At 40.5% G+C, this 20297-nt stretch carries 20 protein-coding genes and 1 pseudogene; 1 reads left to right on the top strand and 20 read right to left on the bottom strand.

Features of this window, described 5'->3' with window-relative positions:
• The 19 genes and pseudogenes from WDC_RS07255 to WDC_RS07170 all read right to left on the bottom strand — a co-directional run.
• A partial coding sequence (locus tag WDC_RS07255; RefSeq protein ID WP_044011203.1) for a 2-dehydropantoate 2-reductase N-terminal domain-containing protein occupies positions 1-593 on the bottom strand: 593 nt, incomplete at its 3' end.
• A gap of 30 nt (positions 594-623) precedes the next feature.
• Entirely contained in the window at positions 624-1460 is an 837-nt protein-coding gene (gene lgt / locus WDC_RS07250) for a prolipoprotein diacylglyceryl transferase (protein WP_044011202.1), read from the bottom strand.
• Between the two features lie 6 nt (positions 1461-1466).
• A complete protein-coding gene (hprK, locus tag WDC_RS07245; protein WP_044011201.1) occupies positions 1467-2402 on the bottom strand; it encodes an HPr(Ser) kinase/phosphatase in 936 nt (311 codons plus the stop codon).
• Between the two features lie 27 nt (positions 2403-2429).
• Entirely contained in the window at positions 2430-2789 is a 360-nt protein-coding gene (locus tag WDC_RS07240) for a phage holin family protein (protein ID WP_044011200.1), read from the bottom strand.
• 13 nt (positions 2790-2802) lie between these two features.
• Positions 2803-3117, bottom strand: coding sequence for a PspC domain-containing protein (locus tag WDC_RS07235; protein ID WP_044011199.1), 315 nt, complete (start codon positions 3115-3117; stop codon positions 2803-2805).
• 188 nt (positions 3118-3305) lie between these two features.
• The gene (locus tag WDC_RS09740; protein ID WP_191978661.1) at positions 3306-3449 is read right to left on the bottom strand and encodes a hypothetical protein; all 144 of its coding nucleotides are present in this window, start codon (positions 3447-3449) and stop codon (positions 3306-3308) included.
• A 124-nt stretch (positions 3450-3573) separates the two neighbouring features.
• Positions 3574-4248, bottom strand: a complete 675-nt coding sequence (gene phoU, locus WDC_RS07230; protein ID WP_044011198.1) for a phosphate signaling complex protein PhoU — start codon at positions 4246-4248, stop codon at positions 3574-3576.
• A gap of 16 nt (positions 4249-4264) precedes the next feature.
• A complete protein-coding gene (gene pstB, locus WDC_RS07225; RefSeq protein WP_044011197.1) occupies positions 4265-5023 on the bottom strand; it encodes a phosphate ABC transporter ATP-binding protein PstB in 759 nt (252 codons plus the stop codon).
• Positions 5024-5036: 13 nt separating this feature from the next.
• Complete coding sequence (pstB, locus tag WDC_RS07220; RefSeq protein ID WP_044011196.1) at positions 5037-5834, bottom strand: phosphate ABC transporter ATP-binding protein PstB; 798 nt, start codon at positions 5832-5834, stop codon at positions 5037-5039.
• An 11-nt stretch (positions 5835-5845) separates the two neighbouring features.
• Entirely contained in the window at positions 5846-6730 is an 885-nt protein-coding gene (gene pstA, locus WDC_RS07215) for a phosphate ABC transporter permease PstA (protein ID WP_044011195.1), read from the bottom strand.
• On the bottom strand, positions 6727-7647 hold the full coding sequence (gene pstC / locus WDC_RS07210) for a phosphate ABC transporter permease subunit PstC (protein ID WP_044011194.1): 921 nt from the start codon (positions 7645-7647) through the stop codon (positions 6727-6729). The genes pstA and pstC overlap by 4 nt, the downstream gene beginning before the upstream one ends.
• A 38-nt stretch (positions 7648-7685) precedes the next feature.
• Complete coding sequence (locus WDC_RS07205; RefSeq protein WP_044011193.1) at positions 7686-8531, bottom strand: phosphate ABC transporter substrate-binding protein PstS family protein; 846 nt, start codon at positions 8529-8531, stop codon at positions 7686-7688.
• Positions 8532-8713: 182 nt separating this feature from the next.
• On the bottom strand, positions 8714-10045 hold the full coding sequence (locus WDC_RS07200; protein WP_052497822.1) for a sensor histidine kinase: 1332 nt from the start codon (positions 10043-10045) through the stop codon (positions 8714-8716).
• Positions 10042-10743, bottom strand: a complete 702-nt coding sequence (locus WDC_RS07195) for a response regulator transcription factor (protein ID WP_044011192.1) — start codon at positions 10741-10743, stop codon at positions 10042-10044. The genes WDC_RS07200 and WDC_RS07195 overlap by 4 nt, the downstream gene beginning before the upstream one ends.
• 40 nt (positions 10744-10783) lie before the next feature.
• A protein-coding gene (gene prfB / locus WDC_RS07190; protein WP_156127013.1) for a peptide chain release factor 2 occupies positions 10784-11900 on the bottom strand; the annotation gives its coding sequence in 2 pieces (ribosomal slippage) (positions 10784-11827 and positions 11829-11900; 1116 coding nt in all).
• A 63-nt stretch (positions 11901-11963) separates the two neighbouring features.
• On the bottom strand, positions 11964-14327 hold the full coding sequence (gene secA / locus WDC_RS07185; RefSeq protein ID WP_044011190.1) for a preprotein translocase subunit SecA: 2364 nt from the start codon (positions 14325-14327) through the stop codon (positions 11964-11966).
• A 316-nt stretch (positions 14328-14643) separates the two neighbouring features.
• The gene (gene hpf / locus WDC_RS07180; RefSeq protein WP_044011189.1) at positions 14644-15201 is read right to left on the bottom strand and encodes a ribosome hibernation-promoting factor, HPF/YfiA family; all 558 of its coding nucleotides are present in this window, start codon (positions 15199-15201) and stop codon (positions 14644-14646) included.
• 129 nt (positions 15202-15330) lie between these two features.
• A complete protein-coding gene (locus tag WDC_RS07175; RefSeq protein ID WP_044011188.1) occupies positions 15331-16011 on the bottom strand; it encodes a ComF family protein in 681 nt (226 codons plus the stop codon).
• Positions 15999-17332 (bottom strand): annotated as a pseudogene (locus WDC_RS07170) (DEAD/DEAH box helicase). Before WDC_RS07170 ends, WDC_RS07175 begins: the two are co-directional and overlap by 13 nt.
• A gap of 70 nt (positions 17333-17402) precedes the next feature.
• On the opposite strand from WDC_RS07170, the gene WDC_RS07165 reads away from it, so the two are divergent.
• Positions 17403-18038, top strand: coding sequence for a YigZ family protein (locus tag WDC_RS07165; RefSeq protein WP_044011187.1), 636 nt, complete (start codon positions 17403-17405; stop codon positions 18036-18038).
• 67 nt (positions 18039-18105) lie between these two features.
• Here the strand turns inward: WDC_RS07165 and WDC_RS07160 are convergent, their stop codons facing one another.
• Positions 18106-19944 carry an APC family permease gene (locus WDC_RS07160; RefSeq protein ID WP_044011186.1) on the bottom strand — a complete coding sequence of 613 codons (1839 nt, stop codon included), beginning with the start codon at positions 19942-19944 and terminating at the stop codon, positions 18106-18108.
• Positions 19945-20297: the final 353 nt, after the last annotated feature.

The following is a 20297-nucleotide window of genomic DNA, read 5'->3' as shown; positions in this document are numbered from 1 at the left end:
ATATTTTTCAATGCAGCACCAAATTCAGCGCCAATCACATCGTCATTTGTGTACACGCGGAAGTAATCATTGCTAAATAAATTCTGAACATGCTGCGCACTCACTAAATCAGCACAAGCAGCAGTTACTGAAGTCAAATCATGGCGTGCAACATCTTCCGCATGGCTTGGACCTGATAAAACAACAATTGCTTGCCGGTTAGCGGACTTAATTTCTTCGGCTAACATTTCAGATGGCCGTTTGTATGTGTTTTGCTCCAGCCCTTTGGTAGCGTGTACAATTAACGGCTTTTGTCCCAATTTAGCCAGCAACTGACCTAATTTGCCACTCACTTCACGTAACCCTTTAGTTGGAATCACAATTAAAATTGTCTGTACATCAGCGACAGCCGCCTGCATGTCGGTAGTTGCAACTAATGTATCTTCAAACGTGAAATCATTAATATATTTAGGATTTTCATGCTTCGTATTTAGGATATCAACTTGGCTTGCGTTGTGAGACCACAACCGCACCTCATGCCCATTTTCAGCGAGTAAATTAGCTAGAATACTACCCCACGACCCAGCGCCAAGCACTGCAATTTTTTCTTTCATCAGGATAAATCTCCTTTCACAATCGCATAGTTACTGTTGCATCTTTTTGCCTTTTAAGTACCAAGGATACTGGTGGCGTCGACGAATGATCCATAAAATAATGGCACCAACAAATAAAATTACTGACAAAACTTGTGAAACACGAATCGTGTTGCCGATCATCAAGCTATCAGTACGCATTCCCTCAATCACAAAGCGCCCTGCAGAATACCAGAGGACATAACTCAAGAAAACTTCACCTTGGCGAAACAGATGATGGCGGTGCCGAAGTACCATCAGAACAATAAACCCTAATAAGTTCCAACATGACTCGTAAAAAAAGGTTGGCACCCGATAAGCGCCACTAATGTACATTTGATTAATGATAAATGTTGGTAAATGAAGGCTCTGCAAGAACGCTAGACTGGTAATTTTGCCAAACGCTTCTTGATTCATAAAGTTACCCCAACGACCAATGGCTTGCGCCAAAATTACCGTGGGGGCAACCACATCCAACATTGTCCAAATTGAAATATAACGCGACCGGCAAAACAGCCACATCACTAATAACGCCCCGATTAGCGAACCATAAATGGCAATACCACCATCCCAGACTGCAACTATTTCTGCTGGATGCTGTGAATAATAGCTCCATTCGAAAATAACATAGTACGCTCGCGCAAAAACAATCGCAACTGGTAACGCCCACAAAACATAATCGTAAAAGTCATCAGATTTAATACCGACACGGTGCCCTTCACGTACTGACAAAGTGAGTGCAATAATCACTGCACTAGCAATGATCACCCCATACCAGTGAATCTCAATGGGACCTAATTTGAATGCAATCGGATTGATTGCAGTACCTAAAAATTGCCAAAGTTGCATTTTAAATTAATCCTTTCTTGAATTTTGTTTAATTAACCGGTTAAGGTTGGCATCAAAAACTTCAGTAGCATCGTAGCCCATCGATTGTGCCCTGAAATTCATGGCTGCCGATTCAATGATAATAGCTAAATTACGCCCCGTCTTAACTGGAATAGAAACTTTAGGAACAACCACATCCAAAATTTGTTGTGTATCCCCTTTGTCCCCTAAGCGGTCAAATTGCGCATCTGGCGACCACGTTTCGAGATGCACAATTAACTCCACATCGTCTTCTTGCATGACTGCACCAACGCCGTATAGATTCATCACATCAATGATGCCAATTCCTCTGATTTCCATTAAGTGTTCCAAAATAACTGGTGCTGAGCCAACCAGCGTTTGTTCATCTTGTGCGTATACTTCCACTCGATCATCGGCAACAAGACGGTGACCACGGCGAACTAGTTCAAGCGCTGTTTCACTTTTACCGACCCCGGAATCACCGGTAATCAAAACACCGACACCATTAATATCAACCAAGACACCATGCACAGATTGTCGTTGCGCCAATTGACCGCTTAAATAAAATGTCATATTACTCAATACACGCGATGAAGTTAGATTAGTCCCTAAAATAGGAATGTTAGTTTCCTTGGCAGCCTGTTTTAATTCATCAGGTACCGGTAAGTCCGTTGAAACTACAAATGTCGGTGTTTCTGGTGCGCACATTTTACGCATCACCATTAATAACTCATCATGAGTCATATTTTTAGCAAATGACGTTTCTGTAATACCAAGTAGCTGAACTCGTGCTGCCGGATAATATTTGAAATAGCCCGTTAACTCAAGCCCCGGACGAGAAATGTCGCTGGTGGTAACTGGTCTGTCCAGATATTCTTTACCCTGCAATACTTTCAACCGCGCATTTTTAACTAAATCTGATACCTTGACTTGATCTGCCAAAATAACATCCCTCCTCCAAAATAAAACCTAACGACGACTGACAAAATGGCTAGAAATAATTGCATTACATGCCGACACAATCACGGCAACCAGCATCGACATACCAAACGAAGCAAAATGGAAATTTTCCGACCCAACAAAGTAGGATGTTAATTGCAGCATAATGGCATTTAACACGATACTGAAGAGCCCCAGTGTCAGTACTGTAATTGGTAGTGAAAATAAAAATAAAATTGGTTTAACAAGTGCATTTAAAATTGCCAAGACAACGCTGGCAGCAAATGCCATCCAAATACTGGCAACGTAAAAACCGCCACTTTGCGAAAAAAAACCTGCAATGGCAATAAACAGCAATGTGTTAACAATAATTCGTGTCCAAAATCCCATTGAATGTAACTCCTTAATCGTCGTGTTCGTCTACGTCATGAATCACTTTTCGTTCACGTTTCTCATTATCATGATTGGTCTCGGTTGGTCTTTGATTTTCAAATGGGTTTGTCCAATGTGGTTTATTTGGATCCGCTGGCATAATGGCAAGCAATAATATATACACCAAAATACCAGGCAAAGCGTGACTTAGGATTGATACAATCACAAAGCCCACACGAATATAGTTTGAATTGATGCCAAAATAGGCACCAAAGCCACCCATTACACCAGCAATAATTTTATCCGATGATGAACGTGTTAATCGTTTTTTTTCTTTGGATCTCATTGCATATTCCACCTTCTGATTTACTAGGCTAATCTTACTGTTTTCAACGTCTAAAGGCAACTAAAAACTATAAAACAGGTCCATTATAGAATCTGTTAACCAAAAAATAAGAGATTGATAGTTTCCCAGTTTGCTAGGAAAACATCAGTCTCTTATTTTAATAAAATACACTAAATCGCTGTGCATTATTAGTTTTTGCCTTCTAATTTCTCGGCTTCTTTATCAATGGTTGCGAAACCAGATTCTTTAGACTTTGGCTTTGGATTCTTGGCGCGTTGTTCTTCGGCTTTTTCGATCAGGGCTTTGCGCTCTTCTTTACTAAGTTTTGCCATGACGATCACCTCTTTTAACTAATATAAATCTATCAGTTATGAATTTCGACACGAATGTAATGATAATAAATATCCACTACACTCTGATTTCATTATAGTGCTAATTTGATAAAATGGCACATTTTTAATCTGTTACCGTTGTGACCGGTTTCAATTCCACAATCTGACCCGTTCGACGATAAATAATCCACTCACCAATATTTAGGGCACACTCGCAAATTTGTTCAAGTGCATTGGCCACCGTCATATAAGGCAAAATATGCTCCACTTGGTCACTATTTTGTTTAATAGCTGCCACACAAGCTTCGTATATTTCAACGTGTTGTTGGTAGGCATCTAATGCCAATTGTTCGCCAGTTTGAGCAAAACGCCAATCTTTTTTAACGTATGCAGTTAGCATATCACGCATTAATTTTTCAATAAACATACTAAAATGTTCAATGAGTGTCAACACGGGTTTTAAATTTACATCACGCCTCAGCTTTAAACTAGCTAACGCTATGTCGCGTGCGTGATCACCAGCATGTTCTAAATCAGACACAGCTTTCAAAATGGTCACCACTTCTCGCAAATCATTAGTCACCGGTTGTTGCAATGCAATAATTTCAAATGCTCTTTGCTCCAACTTCATTTCGCGCTCATTGATTTGGTGATCATGGGCAACAATTTCTTTGGCTGAACGTGCATCCCCCACCACCATGGCTTTCCCAGCTGCTCCAATTGCATTAGCAACTAGCACGCCCATTTCTGTAAATTGCGCATCTAATTGGTCTAACTCTTGATCTATTAAGCGTTTCATCATAACTCTCCTTTTTTTAACCAAATATACCGGTAATAAAGTCACTGGTTTCTTGATGCTCAGGATTCATAAAAATTTGCTTGGTTGTACCTGCTTCAATCAAATCACCCTGTAAGAAAAAAGCCGTGCGATCGGCAATTCTTGATGCCTGCTGCAAATTATGAGTTACTGTAATAATCGTATAATGTTCCTTCAATTGTAATAACGTCGTCTCAATTTGACGGCTAGAATGTGGATCAAGCGCACTAGTTGGTTCGTCTAACAAAATTATGTTAGGTGAAACTGCTAAAGCGCGTGCAATGCAGATTCGCTGCTGTTGACCACCAGATAGCGCTAGTGCATTTTGATCTAATTTGTTTTTCACTTCGTCCCAAATGGCCGCTTGTTTCAATGCTGCTTGTGCGGCTTCGTCTAACATCGATTTGTCGCGAACGCCAGCAATTCTAAGCCCGAATACTACGTTATCGTATATGGACATTGGAAACGGATTGGGTTGTTGAAAAACCATTCCGATTTGTTTACGTAGCTCAACAACATCTGTCTGTTCAGCATAAATATCCGTGTCGTTAAATTTTAATTCACCGCTAATTTTGACTCCATCAATCTGATCGTTCATCCGATTGATACAGCGTAAATAAGTTGATTTACCGCACCCTGATGGCCCAATTAATGCAGTAATTTCATTTTCATCAAAGGCTAAATCAATGCCATGTAAAGCTTCAAAATCGCCATAGCTAAGGCGAACATTTTTAGTCGTCAAAATTTGTTTTGCCATTACTTTTCCCCCGTTAACCAAAATCACCTGAAACGTATTCATTGGTCAGTGCAATTTTAGGTTGTGTAAAAGTTTCCGTTGTGCCATTAAACTCCACCACCACTCCTTGAGAAAAGTGAGCCGTGTAATCGCTGATCCTCGCTGCTTGCGGTAAATTATGAGTCACAATCACAATTGTATATTGCTGCTTCAAATTAATTAGTGTTTCTTCCAGCTGTGCTGTTGAAATTGGATCCAGTGCACTCGCGGGTTCATCTAACAGTAAAATATCTGGTTTTAATGCAATGGCTCTGGCAATACACAATCGTTGCGCCTGGCCCCCAGATAACGCTAACGCGCTCTTATTCAACTTATCTTTAACTTCATCCCAAAGTGCCGCTTGTCTTAAAGCCGTTTCAACTCGTTCATCTAGTTCTTTTTTGTCAGTAATCCCATGGCGTTCCAAAGCAAATGTAATGTTTTCATAAATAGATTTTGGAAACGGATTAGGTCGTTGAAACACCATCCCAATTTGACGACGCATTGCATAAACGTCGATTTCTCGGCTATTTAAATCTAAATCACGATACCAAATCTGACCCTGGACCGATGCAATACCATCATTCATCCGATTTAGCGAACGAAGAAAAGTTGACTTTCCTGAACCAGATGCACCAATTAGGGCTGTGATTTTAAACCGTGGAATTTGCAAATCAGCAGCTGAAATTGCCTCGTATTCATCATAGAATATTTTTAGTTGCTTGGTCTCTAATGCAATCTCTTGCTTTGAATCGAATTTTAAAATGTAGCAGTTCCCTGTTGTCATCATCATTATCCTTTCCTTTAAGAAGCTGTTAGATGGCGATACAGCGTTCTACCCAGCCAACGCGCCGACAGATTAAACAGTAAGACGACAATTATTAAAACAGCAGCAGAACCGGCTGACACCGCAGCGGCATCCGGCATAATTCCTTCTGAATTAATTTTCCAAATATGCACAGCCAAAGTTTCTGCCGGACGCATTGGATTAAGCGGGCTGTCAATGTCAAACGGATTCCAATTGCCAAAATTCAATGCGGGAGCACTCTGGCCAGCTGTATAAATCAGTGCGGCTGCCTCGCCAAACACACGCCCAGCACTCAGAATTAATCCTGAAACAATACTTGGAACCGCAGCCGGTAAAATAATTTTGGTTACTGTTTCCCACTTTGAAATTCCAAGGGCTAGACCTCCGTTTCGCTGATCATTACTAATTGCTTTTAACGCTTCTTCAATGCTTCGCGTCAGCAACGGTAAATTGAACACAGTCAGTGCTAGTGCCCCAGACACAATTGAAAAGCTCAGCTTGAACTGCACTACAAAAAGTAAAAAACCGAATAATCCTACGACTACTGACGGCAAAGAACTTAAAATTTCAATCATAGTGCGAACCGTGTTAGTAATCATCCCCGGCTTAGCATATTCATTCAGATAAATGCTAGCTCCTAATGCAATTGGCAATGAAATTAGCATTGTCAAAATCAACAAGTATAATGAATTAAATAATTGAATGCCAATTCCGCCACCGGCACTAAATGCATTCGAAGGTGATGTTAAAAATGACCAACTTAGCTGTGGCACACCTCGCAAAATAATAAAGCCCAGTAACATAATTAGAATTAGCACAACGATCCCAGCAATTGTGTAGAGAATTCCCGTTGCAAATTTATCAATTTTTTTGGCATTCATCGTTTTAGTGACCCCCGGTTAGCAATCAAATGAATTGCTAAATTAAATGTTAATGACATTATTAGTAAAATCAGCGCCAAAGACCACAATGCATCGTTTTGAGCTGTACCCATCACCGTGTTACCAATGCCAGTTGTTAGCACACTGGTTAACGTGGATGCTGGTGCTACCAAACTATATGGCATTAAAGTGGCATTCCCGACGACCATTTGCACAGCTAACGCTTCACCGAAAGCTCGTGCCATGCCAAAAACAATCGCGGTTAATATTCCTGGTGTGGCAGAACGTAGCACAACTTTATAAATCGTTTGCCATCTTGTGGCACCCAGCGCTAACGAAGCATAGCGAAAGCTTTTGGGTACAGATGTGAGGGCGTCAACTGTCATAGACGTAATTGTTGGCAAGACCATTACGAACAACACAAACGTTCCGGATAAAATTCCAAAACCGCTACCACCAAATATATTCCGCATTGCTGGTACTACCACGGTTAAGCCAACAAATCCGTACACAACCGATGGAATTCCGACCAATAGTTCTAATACCGGCTGTAAAATTCTTGTCCCTGTTTTGGGCGTCACATCAGTCATCATTAGAGCAGTTCCAATTGCAAACGGGATGGCCAGCGCAGTAGCTAAGATGGTTATTAAAAACGAGCCCGCAATCATTGGCAACGCTCCAACTAGTGGTGCTCCACTTTTCGATACACTCGGATTCCAGTCTGTTCCTGTCAAAAATTTACTTAGTGAGACATGATCGGTAGTAAAGGTGGCCAGGCCCCGATACGTGATAAATCCAAAGATCGCAATCACCACTATACAAATGCTTCCCAAGCACAATAAACTCAACCATTTTCCCCGCCGCTCCAACTTACTTGAACGCGATGGAGTTAAAATACTTGCCCTAATCTTATCCATACTTTTTCTCCTTTATGCCAGATCATCAAAGAAACAAACTATTCTAATCGAGTTATCTGCATCTCGGAAATCGGAATATATCCAAGTTGCGGTATTAATTTAGTTTGAACCCGGTCTGATAAAACAAAATTGATAAACTTGGTAGTCGTTTTAGTTGCCTGTTTTTGCGTATACATATGCTCATAAGACCAAATCTGCCACCGATTTGTTTTAACGTTAGCATTGGTTGGTTTAACGCCGTTGATTGTTGGTGTAATGATGGAACTATCGGCATAAGAAAACGAGACATAACTGATGGCCCCCGGCGTTGTTGCCACAATTTGCCGTGCTGTACCAGAAGAATCCTGTTCTTGCGATGCAATACTCTGTGCACGATTTAACCCCCATTTTTCAAAAGTGTTTCGCGTTCCACTACCCTGTGTTCGGTTAACAATTACTATTGTTTGATTCTCGCCACCAACCTGACGCCAATTTGTTACTTTACCTGTAAAAATTTTCTTCAATTGTTCAGTCGTTAGTGCGTCAATTCCAGCTTGCTTATTAATAATGGGGGTAACCCCGATTACTGCTACTCGATGATCAGTCAGTTTGTTTGCATTTATGCCAGCTTGTTCACTGGCAAATAAATCAGAATTACCAATCGAAATAGCTCCTGCCTCAATCTGACTTAATCCTGTTCCTGAGCCGCCTCCCTGCACATTAACAAACACTCCCGCATTTTCCTTACTAAATTCTTCTCCAGCAGCCTCAACTAGCGGTTGCAACGCCGTCGATCCAACTGCAGTAATCGATTCACCCTGTTTGCTTTGATCCCTGTTAATATAAGCAAACCCAAGGAGCACCGCCAAAATAGCTAGCAGACCGAATAACCATTTTTTTTGCATCGTGTTTTCTCCCTTACCTGATTGCGCCTCACTTAATTATATTTTCAGTGTAGCAATCTAAGGTAAAAACTGTGTAGTTGCAATGTAAATGTTTTGTAAATGCTGGGAGCGTAAAAAAAGAGGCCAGGAAATGTCCTAGACCTCTTCGAAATACAAACTACATATTCAATTGTTAGATATAATTACACACTCAGCTTAACCATCATTGTCGTGCCAAAACCAAGTTTGCTTTCAACCTCAATATTACCATCCAATTGCCGCACTTGCTCTGCCACAATTGCCAACCCCAAACCAGTTCCTGGGCTCGTAATGCTGGTTTGCCCACGATAAAAGCGTTCAAAGATTCTGCTCTGCTGCTCTGCTGGAATTCCGATGCCAGTATCACTGATGGCTAATGACCACTGGTGATCGTTTTTATTTGCAGCAACCGTAACTTGGCCTTTTTCTCGGTTATACTTAATGGCATTCGTAATCAAATTGTATAGGATGGAGTTCAACCTAGTGACATCGCTAACCACGTTCAATTCAACTGGAATTTGATTGATCAATTTAATTTGGTGCAATTGTGCCAATGACTGCAAATTTTTAAATTGTTGTTGCACTAACCCATTCAATTGAATTGATTCAAAGTGAAGTTCACTTGGCTGACCATTTCTTAACCGCGACAGCGACAATACATCGTCAATCAATTTTACTAATTTATCTGACTCATCTTTGATAATGGTGAGAAACTTTTGTTGCGTTTGAGTATCCACTTGCTGCTCCAATAATGTTTCACTAAAGCCTGCAATAGCGGTAATCGGTGTCTTTAATTCATGACTGGCATTGGCAACAAAATCTGTTTGCATTTTGGTTAATGCAACTAAATCACTAACGTCCGCCAATAGCATTGTTACCTGAAAATGTTGTGGTCTAATTTCACTATATAGTACTTGTGCCTGAATGTTTTTCTCAGTGTGCTGAGTCGTAGTAAGAGTAATCAATTTTTGCTGACTTTCATGTTGCTGCATTGCCTGGTTAACCATAACCAATAATTCTGGTTGCGTGATATCTTCCAGGTACGAATGTGCTGCTACATCAATATCATGATTTAACAATTCTTGGACCACATTATTAGCGATTTGAACCTGCCCAAACCGATCAATCACCATTACCCCGACAGGTAAATTCTGAACCAACGTTTCCAATTCATTTTCTTGCCGCAACGTATGGTGCGATTGATGCCTGATTTGAGACTGCAGTCGGTTGATTTCTTGACTCAAATCAAATAGTGGATCCTGAGATGCAACCAATAAATGCGTTTCATTTTGTTCATCAGTAATTTGGCTTATTTTTTGTGTAACTACTTTAATTCTAGTATTAAATCGCCATGAAAAAAGACTAAAAATAACCGTAGCAATTACTGCCAACACCAACATAATTAATGCCATGTTATTACTAGGCAGCAGCATTAGTCCGCTCAATTCAAATACCATTAAGCTCAATATGAAGAAAAATGTGATTTGTCGTTTCATTCAGACTCCAATCCAAACTGATAACCAAAGCCACGCACCGTTTTAATCCACTGCTGTTCTGGCGCATATTTGCGCAGCTTGTCCCGCAAATGACTAACTTGAATGTCAACCATTCGACTATCAAGCACATCGGCAGTATCCCAAACATGCCGCAATAATTGCTCGCGGCTGAGTACCTGCGTTTTGTTTTTAACAAAATACACCAACAATTCGAATTCTTTAGGAGTCAAATGTACCAGTTGGTCATTAACAAAGACCAAGTGTCGGTCTAAGTCTACAGTCAGTCCACCGGTTATTAGCGGTTGAGTATTTTCAGCAGTTTCCATATGTTTTTTACTATTACGGCGTAAAACGGCATTAATCCGTGCAATCACTTCGCGTGGACTAAACGGTTTACTAATATAGTCGTCGGCTCCCAGTTCAAGACCAACAATTCGATCAATTTCCTGTGATTTAGCCGTAATAATAATGACAGGAACGTCGATATTGGTTTGCTGCAATTTTTTAAGCACCGATAATCCATCAATTCCTGGCAACATTAGATCTAATAATATGCAGTCCAATTGATGCTTCAGTCCGAGCTGTAAAGCTGTTTCACCATCATTAGCTACAAGCGTTTCAAAGCCATGCTGCTGCAAATTATATGTTAACAAAGTGATAATTGCAGGTTCGTCATCGACAACCAAAACTTTTTTCATCAGCCACACCTCTATCAGTCCAGCACAACGTGAAGACAGATTATGTTGGATTCTTTTGACTTAATTTCCATTGTAAATATGCATCAATAAATGGATCTAGCTCGCCATCCATCACCGCATTGCCATCATGGGTTTCGAAGTTAGTCCGGTGATCCTTAACCAACGTATATGGATGAAAAACATATGAACGAATCTGTGACCCCCAGCCAATATCTAATTGTTGGCCCTGAATCTCAGCCCGTTTTTTTGCTTTTTGTTCCTCTTCTAACTGATACAATTTAGATTTCAACATATTCATGGCCGTTTGCCTATTTTGTAACTGTGAACGCTGTGCCTGGGATGACACCACAATACCAGTCGGAATATGTGTGATTCTGACTGCTGAAGACGTTTTATTAATATGTTGACCGCCAGCACCACTGGAGCGAAAAACATCAACTCGCAAATCATCTGTATTGATATCAATATCAGTATCATCATCCAACTCTGGCATGACATCAACAGATGCAAACGAAGTATGTCTTCTACCGGCGGCATCAAACGGTGAAATTCTGACGAGTCGATGCACTCCTTTTTCAGAGCGCAGATAGCCATACGCATTATGACCATTCACTAACAACGTGACACTCTTGATACCAGCCTCATCACCAACTTCGTAATTCGCCGTTTCAACTTGAAAACCACGTTGACTGGCCCAGCGAGTATACATTCGTAGCAACATTGCACCCCAGTCCTGTGATTCGGTTCCACCAGCACCGGGATGAATTTCAAGGATTGCATTGTTTCCATCATATGGCTCATCCAATAATTGTTCGAGCCGATACTGTTCTAATGACTTTGTCATCTCATCTAGCTCATCTTCAAATTCAGTTTGCATGTCTGCATCAGCTTCATCTTGCAATAAACTAAGAGTAACTTGTAAGTTTTCTACCCCGTCTTGTAAGTGCAAAAAGTGATCACGTTTATCTCTTAACTGTTTGGTTTGCTCGATCACTTTTTGTGCTGCTTGACCATCATTCCAAAAGTCTGGTTGTGCCATTTGCTCCTCATGCTCTGCAATCCGCTCATTAAGGGCATCAAGGTCAAAGCGACCTCCCGAAGGTAGCAACCTCTTGTTGCATATCTTCTATCATTTTTTTGGTATCGCTTAATTCCATTTTTTCCTCCACTTTATCAAAAAAAGCCCAGGGCAACAGATTTGTCCTAAGCTCCCTTCATTTTTAACGCGTTACATTTTGCCGAATTTCAGACTTCATGAACAATCGCGTTGTTTCGTATTCAATATTACCAACCATTTCTTCAAACATGTGATAACCAGCCGTTTGATACTCAACTAATGGGTTCAACTGGCCATACCCACGTAACCCGACAGACTGCCGGAATTGATCCATTGAATCGATGTGATCCGTCCAATGAGCATCAACCACTCGTAATAAGACAACTTTTTCAAACTCAAGCATTTGCGCTGGTTCATAAAGTTGCTTTTCCTTAGCAGCATAGACGTCATCAGCCAATCCCATTAATTTTTTCAACATATCTTCTCGTGATAAACCAGTTAAATCATTTACCGAAATTGAGTCAGGATGCACCAAAACAGTCCCCGCAAAATCAACAATATCTTGCAATTCCCATTCTGTTTCGTTGCCTAGTGTATGCGAATCGATAGCACGTTTGATCGTTCGTTCAACCATTGGCATAATTACATTTTTGAGTGATGTCGTCGCAGTAATTACCTGCTGGCGTTCCTTGTAGATAATCTCACGTTGTTCCCGCATCACATCATCGTATTGCAGCACATTTTTACGGGAATCGTAGTTGTTACCTTCAACCCGTTTTTGTGCTGATTCAACTTGGCGTGACAATAATCGACTCTTAATGACAGCATCTTCGTCATCAACATTCATTCTGCTCAAGAAAGCTTTGATTCGATCGCCACCAAAGCGGCGCATTAAATCATCTTCAAGTGACAAATAAAATTGTGAAATTCCAGGATCCCCTTGACGACCAGAACGACCGCGCAATTGATTATCGATTCGGCGTGATTCATGCCGCTCAGTCCCGACAACAGCCAGCCCTCCCGCCTCAACCACTCCAGGGCCTAATTTAATGTCAGTTCCCCGACCGGCCATGTTGGTGGCAATTGTAACAGCACCTTTTTGACCAGCATTTTTAACAATCTCAGCTTCACGAGCATGGTTTTTTGCATTCAAAACAACATGTGGAATGTGATTTTTATCTAGCAAATTAGATAAATACTCAGAAGTTTCAACCGCAACAGTACCGACTAGAACTGGTTGACCATTTTCATGAAAGTCCTTAATCCGCGCTACTACTGCATCGAACTTACTTTTAAGTGTTGGGTAAAGCAAATCTGGCTCATCAATTCGAGCAATTGGACGATTAGTTGGAATTGTGATGGTCTCCATATTGTAGATCTCACTAAATTCTTCTTGTTCCGTCTTAGCAGTACCAGTCATCCCAGATAATTTAGCATACATCCGGAATAAGTTTTGATACGTGATGTTGGCCATCGTCTTATTTTCTTCTTGAATTTCAACGTGCTCTTTGGCTTCAATTGCTTGATGAAGTCCGTCAGAGAAGCGACGCCCTTCCATGATTCGACCGGTAAATGAGTCAACGATCATAACTTCGCCGTCCTGCACCACATAATCCTTATCGTTTAACATGATGTAGTTAGCCCGCAATGCCTGATCTAAGTGATGGGTCAATGCCGTATTTTCAGTGTCATACAAATTATCTAGATTGAAGTACTTTTCAGCTTTTTCAATTCCAGGATTGGTTAACGACACGGTCTTTGATTCAAGGTCGATCTTATAATCGTCTTCTTCAGTTAGCGTTTTAACAAAACGGTCAGTCCGTTCGTATAACTTGGTGGTCCCGGTCCCAGGACCAGAAATGATCAACGGTGTTCTGGCCTCATCAATTAAAATTGAATCAACTTCATCGATAATAGCAAAGTTGAGCGTTCGTTGTACTTGGTCTTCTTTATAAACAGCCATGTTATCACGTAAATAGTCAAATCCAATTTCACTGTTGGTTGAATAAGTAATATCAGCAGCGTAAGCAGCCCGCTTTTCTTCGGGTGATTTTTCAGCACCGTTAATACCAACGCTACAGCCAAGCCAATTATATAGTTCACCCATTTCAGTTGCATCACGACCAGACAGATATTCATTGACCGTAATAACATGTGCGCCTTTGCCACTGATAGCATTCAAATAGATTGGCATTGTGGCGGTCAACGTTTTTCCTTCACCAGTCCGCATTTCGGCGATATTACCTTCGTGCAATACAATACCACCCATAATTTGAACGTGAAATGGATACAAACCTAATACTCGTTTGGCCCCTTCTCGTGAAACAGCAAATGCCTCTGGCAATAAATCATCCAGAGTTTCACCTTCTTGATAACGTTGCCGAAATTCAGGTGTTTTAGCCTGCAACTGTTCATCGGAATAGCCTGCATATTCATCCGCATATGCTTCCACCTTATCAGCCAATTTATCGAGTCGCCGTAGTTCCCGGCGGTCACTTTCAATCCATTTTCTTAATATGTTCGCCATCTAAAAATCCCTTCTACGCTTTCATTCTCTTTTTTTAAGCAGGTTAATACTCAAAGCACCCGCAATTTTAATTTTTCAATATCATTCATCATTTTACCATTAAATGTCACTATTGAAAACAAACTTACTTAAAACCAATAAGAATGGGGAATATCTCAAATGAAATCGAGCTTTTTTATGGACTACTCGTTTAGTGTAAACAGCCGTAAATGTCCATGTGTAAGCCCAGAACAGCACTGATCCCTAGTACGGATCAGTGCTGTTCTGGGCTTACACACCGACATTTAAACACGGCTGTTTACACTCTATTTATTATTTATTCATCACCACTAGCTTCAATCAAGCCGTAGCGACCATCATTACGGCGGTACACAATGCTGGTACCATTGGTGTCAGCATCTTCAAATACAAAGAAGTCATGCCCTAACATATCCATTTGGAGGATTGCTTCTTCATTATCCATTGGTTTCAGGGAAACTTGCTTTGTTCGTACTACTTCTAATTCAACATTTTCATCAGCCGGTTCGACTGCATCTGTTGGTACGAATTCAAGCTTTTTGTAACCCTTTTCCCGTGATTTACGGTTAACCTTAGTCTTGTACTTGCGGATTTGTCGTTCCAATTTATCGGTTACTAAATCCACGCTACCATACATATCTTGTGAAGTTTCCTCTGCCCGTAATGTTAAATAAGGGAGCGGAATGGTAACCTCCACTTTTGAATCCTTATTCGAGTACACCTTTAAGTTGACATGTGCGGTTGCCTCGATATTATTGTCGAAATACTTTTCCAGCTTGCTAATTCGTTTACTTACATATTCCCGAATTGCATCTGTGACCTCGATATTTTCACCACGAATATTGAATTTAAGCATTGAACTTCTCTCCCTTCAGTACAAGTTAATACTTGTTCTGATATCAGAAGGACCACTCTTCTCATATCCTTAAACCCATTATAATTGAGTTTTGATTGATAAACAATCGAAATGGTAACGATTTCAAAATTATCTTGCTAAAGTAATGCTTTGCAACTGACTCGGATGACAACTTAGCACTAAATCAGCAGCATGATACAGCGTTCTTCCAGTTGTATAAACATCATCAACCAAGACTACTTTTTGATTTTTAATTTGCTCAGCAGCCTTGGCGATTAGTTTAAATGGTTGCTGCGTTGCCAATCGTTGTTCTCTTTTTTTATGTGATTGCAATGAATGCTTCCCTTGATTAATTGGTTGAATTAACGATTCTGTTTTGCCCAGTAACAGCCCACTAACTTGATTAAAACCGCGAGTTTGCCACGTATATTGGCTAATTGGGATTGGTAGCACTAAATCGGCCTGACAGTCATCAATCAGGTTCTGTAACTCAATGGCAAAAATGTGACGCAACTGAAAATCACCGCTGAACTTATACTGTTTCATAAATTGCTTTGTGGCATCGTTATACACAATCAGACTTCGATTATGAATTAAATAGCTATTTTTAGCTTGCCAAGCCTGACAATCAACGCATAATTGCCCATCTTGTTGTGGCTTACCACAGCCTTGGCAAACAGGTGCGTTTATATATTCAAACCGCTCACTACATTGCTTGCAGATTTGCGGTTCAATAATTGGGCTAAAAGACAGTATTTGTGTCAAAGTAAGTTGGCCATCAGTAACAGCATTACACATTAAACATTGCATTTTTGGAGTCTGCGTCCTTTCCGATTGACGAATTTGATTTGACTAATTGCACCATGTACATTTTTAGCGTACGAACCAACCCAAAACAGGACATCCCCCGTTGGACGTGAAATTGAACGTCCAGCTCGACCAGCGATTTGCACTAGTGCTGCGCTAGAAAAAAATTGCATCATCAGCACCTAATACTAAGACATCGATTCCAGGAAAAGTAACCCCGCGTTCTAAGATAGATGTTGTTATCAAAAATAAAATTTGCTGTTGCCTCATCAACTGTACTTTGTCCAGGCGTTGTACATCCGCGGCGTGTACAGTGACACAGTCTGTAATTGGAATACGCTTTATTAGTATTTCTCGTACTATTGGTAGATCTGCTACGTGGGGAACAAATAATAGGAATGGTCGTTGGTATTTAATACGTTTTTTTATGGCCGTAATTAATGAAGTTGGCAACTTTTTTTTTAAGTTGTTGCCGCCAGGTTGGTGTTAATTTAACTTTGATTTCAGGCAATAAATGGCCGTGATATCGTAGCGGTAAGTAACTAATTCCAAGTTTTTTTTGCTTGACTTGCTGCAATAATTTATTATCTGGCGTCGCAGTTAAATACAAACAACCACCGGTTGGTTTAACCGCCTGCTTCGTGGCAAAATACAGCTGTTGATTGGCAGCATAAGGAAAGGCATCAACTTCATCGATAATCAAATTATCAAAAGCATGGAAAAACCGTAACAATTGGTGAGTAGTACAAATGGTTAATTGACGGTATTCATACCGTTCTTCCTGGCGCCCATGAAGCAAACAAATATCGATTCCTTTGAAGGCCTGTTGTAAGCGTGGATACAGTTCCAAACACACATCAACCCGTGGTGAAGCAATTGCAATCCGTTCACCCCGTATCAATGCCTGGCTAATGGCAGCAAACAACATTTCGGTTTTGCCCGCACCGGTCACTGCCCATAACAAGTGCTGCTTGTGGTGCAACAAACACTGGCAAACTTCAACGGAACACTGTCGCTGCAATTTGGATAACTGGCCCCGCCACGTTAGCGGGTTGGCAACTGAATCAAATTGATTTGGTTCTGGTAAATGATAAAATTTAGTTAATGTGGAAACACGGCCAAGCATAATGCACTGCGAACAATAATATTGTTTGTTAGGCAGAGCTGCTGCCACTATTGAACTGGTATAATTACAGCGAGTGCATCTAACTGAATTAGGTTTAACTTCCATGGTTGATGAAACTTGTACTTCTTGCGTTGGTTCAAATTCATCTGGTAATTCTTGTGCCAATAATCGGCGCCCATATAAATATTCTGCAGTCATTCAGCTCAAGCCTCCCTACATAATATAAATACGCCTAAAAAATTATAATTCATTTAAATTGGAGAAAACTATGCCATATCTAACCATTGCTCAAAATTTCAACCATGAACAGACCATTAAAAAATCTCGTTTTATCTGCTCTTTAGCTCGTGTCACTGATGAAACAGCGGCGCAAAATTTTATTAAGAACATTAGTAACCAGGAACATAAGGCTAATCACCATTGTTTTGCTTATCAGCTTGGTCCACACGACGAAATTCAACGGGAAAGTGACGATGGCGAACCAAGTGGCACTGCTGGAGTTCCAATTTTACAATCGCTTCGACTACTACAAGTCCATGACGTTGTTGCGGTCGTCACTCGCTATTTTGGCGGAATTAAGTTGGGCGCAGGGGGATTAATCCGCGCCTATAGCAATACGACTTCAGATGCAATTCATGCCGCTGGTCTAATTGCAATTATCAAACAAACCACACTGCAATTGACGATTGCATACGCCGATCATGATTCACTTAATTATTTTTTACAACAAAATACGATTAAGATTGCCGATGAACAATACGGGGTCAACGTAACTATCTCCATTTTTGTCGACCAAGATCAAATAGACACAACCAAAGCAAAAATTATTAATCTGCTACAAAATCGAGTTACTATCTCACTTGGTGATACTCATTTTAATGAAGTTCCGTATCCAATTAAGTAAAGTAAACTCATCAAAATTATTAAACAAAAAAGTCCAGGAAAAATTTATTCCCTAGACTCCTAATATCTTATTCTTTTAAATGGTAATTATAGGTTGATACGATAATATTCTCACGTGAATTAAGCACCGACCGTAATCGTAAACTAGTTTGATTATGCAACGCCATCTGCCATGGATGCCGTGGAACAAATTGAGGCACCAGCACAGTTGTTGAATAGTTTCGGGCTGCAGCTCGCTTGGCAATCACGTCCACAAATCGCAATGTCGGAGTTGCAATTGAACGATATGACGAGTGAATATCCACAAAACGAACATCTGGAAATTCAGCTTTAAATTCATTCGCTGTTTTATGTTCTTTACCAGGATTTTCATCAAACGAAACATGCATTGCAATAACATAATCACCAATAGAACGCGCATAGTTGACCGCTTGAGATGTGACTCGTGTCACGTTGCTGACCAGTACAATCACTGTTGCTCCATCGAAATCTTTAATCTGGACCTGCGTTTTACCGGCCACTCTGAGCTGAGCGGCTACCTTTTTGTAATGCTCATTAATTTTATGAAACATCAACAAAATCAACGGCATAATAATCAGATAAGGCCATACATTGGGAAAATGCTGCCAAAATAAAAAGATAACTAGACTAAATGAAATTAAAGTTCCAGCTAAGTTAACAAATGACTTACCCAACCACCAGCCATCACGAGTACGGAACCAATGAATAATCATCCCCGATTGTGACAATGTAAATGGCACGAAAACCCCAACCGCGTATAACGGAATCAATAAGTTAGTTTGACCATGGAAAATAAAAATTAAGACAACCGCACCAACTGCCAAGGCAATAATACCATTGGAATAGCCCAACCGGTCACCACGATCCATGAATGCGTGTGGCATGAATTTATCTTTAGCAAGGTTAAACGCCAAAATTGGAAATGCTGAAAACCCAGTATTCGCCGCAACCGCCAAGATCATTGCCGTTGAAAGTTGCAACAGGTAATAACCGACGCCATGTCCACCAAAGACGGTTGAACCAATCTGTGACAAGACGGTTGCATGCGAATCCGGAATAATTCCTAGGTAGTAACTTAGAAATGTGACACCACCAAAGAAACTGGCCAAGATCACACACATGATTGCTAGCGTATTTGCCGCATTTTTAGAGCGTGGTTTATTAAAATTGGGGACAGCATTACTAATCGCTTCAACACCGGTTAATGAAGATGAACCAGCTGAAAACGCCCGAATGAACAGAACAGCCGTCATTCCAGGTACGGCACTGCCAATTGCTGAAGTAGCGTGGTACTCAATGTTGCCTGTCATAATATTGAACAGGCCCCAAATAATCATAACTGTAATCATAAACACAAAGAAATACACAGGAATTGTTAATAACTTGGCGCTATCACCCATACCGCGTAAATTCATTGCCATAATCAAAAAGACGATTATAACTGAAATTGCAATCGAATATGGATAAGCAGCTGGAATCGCAGAAGTAATTGCCTCAGTCCCAGACGTCGTTGAAACAGCTACAGTTAGCATGTAATCAACCAATAGTGAACCACCGGCAACTAGCCCTCCATCGCGACCCCAATTGGTGCTAGCTACAACGTATGCCCCACCACCACTTGGATAGGCATGAATAATCTGACGATATGATAACGTGATTGCAAGCAGCAAAATCAATACAATACCTGCAATTGGTAACGAATACCATAGTGCTGCAGCTGATAAGGTTACCAGGACAGTTGTAATCTGTTCAGTACCATATGCTACAGAAGATAATGCATCAGACGACAACAAGGCGAGTGCCCGAAACTTACTAAGATGTTGTCCGCCCTCATCAAGCGTTTTTAATGGTTTCCCAATTAACACGCGCTTTAAATAACGCCACATATTAATCTCTCCTCAGTTCTAAAATGAATTAAGAGCTATTGTACTACATTAAAGTTCTTAATACTATCTTCAATTTCATAATAATATCGTTTCAAAATTTGGTGTGCTTTTAAAAACTAATCGCGGATATCTGTCAGCTATTACTATACCTAAGATCGAAATAGGTTTTCAAGTTGAGCGGCTTAGATATTTTTGATTTTAAAATTATTTTTAGTTCTGAGATTTCACACAGAATAAAGGGTAATTTAATTACTTCTGAATCACTTTTTATTGCTGAAACGTGTTTTCAGCCACAGAAGCCTGAAGTGTAACACACAAAAAACCCCGACACGGTGAAGTTCACCGTATCGGGG

Origin of the sequence: Paucilactobacillus wasatchensis, from assembly GCF_000876205.1 — a bacterium.
GTDB lineage: Bacteria > Bacillota > Bacilli > Lactobacillales > Lactobacillaceae > Paucilactobacillus > Paucilactobacillus wasatchensis.
This window is presented reverse-complemented; position numbering and strand designations above follow the sequence as displayed.

What these genes read in the sequence shown, in the direction of transcription:
- lgt (WP_044011202.1), bottom strand. Translation starts at nt 1,460, where the DNA reads ATGCAACTTTGGCAATTTTTAGGTACTGCAATCAATCCGATTGCATTC.
- WDC_RS07240 (WP_044011200.1), bottom strand. Translation starts at nt 2,789, where the DNA reads ATGGGATTTTGGACACGAATTATTGTTAACACATTGCTGTTTATTGCC.
- WDC_RS07235 (WP_044011199.1), bottom strand. Translation starts at nt 3,117, where the DNA reads ATGAGATCCAAAGAAAAAAAACGATTAACACGTTCATCATCGGATAAA.
- WDC_RS09740 (WP_191978661.1), bottom strand. Translation starts at nt 3,449, where the DNA reads ATGGCAAAACTTAGTAAAGAAGAGCGCAAAGCCCTGATCGAAAAAGCC.
- phoU (WP_044011198.1), bottom strand. Translation starts at nt 4,248, where the DNA reads ATGAAACGCTTAATAGATCAAGAGTTAGACCAATTAGATGCGCAATTT.
- pstB (WP_044011197.1), bottom strand. Translation starts at nt 5,023, where the DNA reads ATGGCAAAACAAATTTTGACGACTAAAAATGTTCGCCTTAGCTATGGC.
- pstB (WP_044011196.1), bottom strand. Translation starts at nt 5,834, where the DNA reads ATGATGATGACAACAGGGAACTGCTACATTTTAAAATTCGATTCAAAG.
- pstA (WP_044011195.1), bottom strand. Translation starts at nt 6,730, where the DNA reads ATGAATGCCAAAAAAATTGATAAATTTGCAACGGGAATTCTCTACACA.
- pstC (WP_044011194.1), bottom strand. Translation starts at nt 7,647, where the DNA reads ATGGATAAGATTAGGGCAAGTATTTTAACTCCATCGCGTTCAAGTAAG.
- WDC_RS07205 (WP_044011193.1), bottom strand. Translation starts at nt 8,531, where the DNA reads ATGCAAAAAAAATGGTTATTCGGTCTGCTAGCTATTTTGGCGGTGCTC.
- WDC_RS07200 (WP_052497822.1), bottom strand. Translation starts at nt 10,045, where the DNA reads ATGAAACGACAAATCACATTTTTCTTCATATTGAGCTTAATGGTATTT.
- WDC_RS07195 (WP_044011192.1), bottom strand. Translation starts at nt 10,743, where the DNA reads ATGAAAAAAGTTTTGGTTGTCGATGACGAACCTGCAATTATCACTTTG.
- secA (WP_044011190.1), bottom strand. Translation starts at nt 14,327, where the DNA reads ATGGCGAACATATTAAGAAAATGGATTGAAAGTGACCGCCGGGAACTA.
- hpf (WP_044011189.1), bottom strand. Translation starts at nt 15,201, where the DNA reads ATGCTTAAATTCAATATTCGTGGTGAAAATATCGAGGTCACAGATGCA.
- WDC_RS07175 (WP_044011188.1), bottom strand. Translation starts at nt 16,011, where the DNA reads ATGCAATGTTTAATGTGTAATGCTGTTACTGATGGCCAACTTACTTTG.
- WDC_RS07165 (WP_044011187.1), top strand. Translation starts at nt 17,403, where the DNA reads ATGCCATATCTAACCATTGCTCAAAATTTCAACCATGAACAGACCATT.
- WDC_RS07160 (WP_044011186.1), bottom strand. Translation starts at nt 19,944, where the DNA reads ATGTGGCGTTATTTAAAGCGCGTGTTAATTGGGAAACCATTAAAAACG.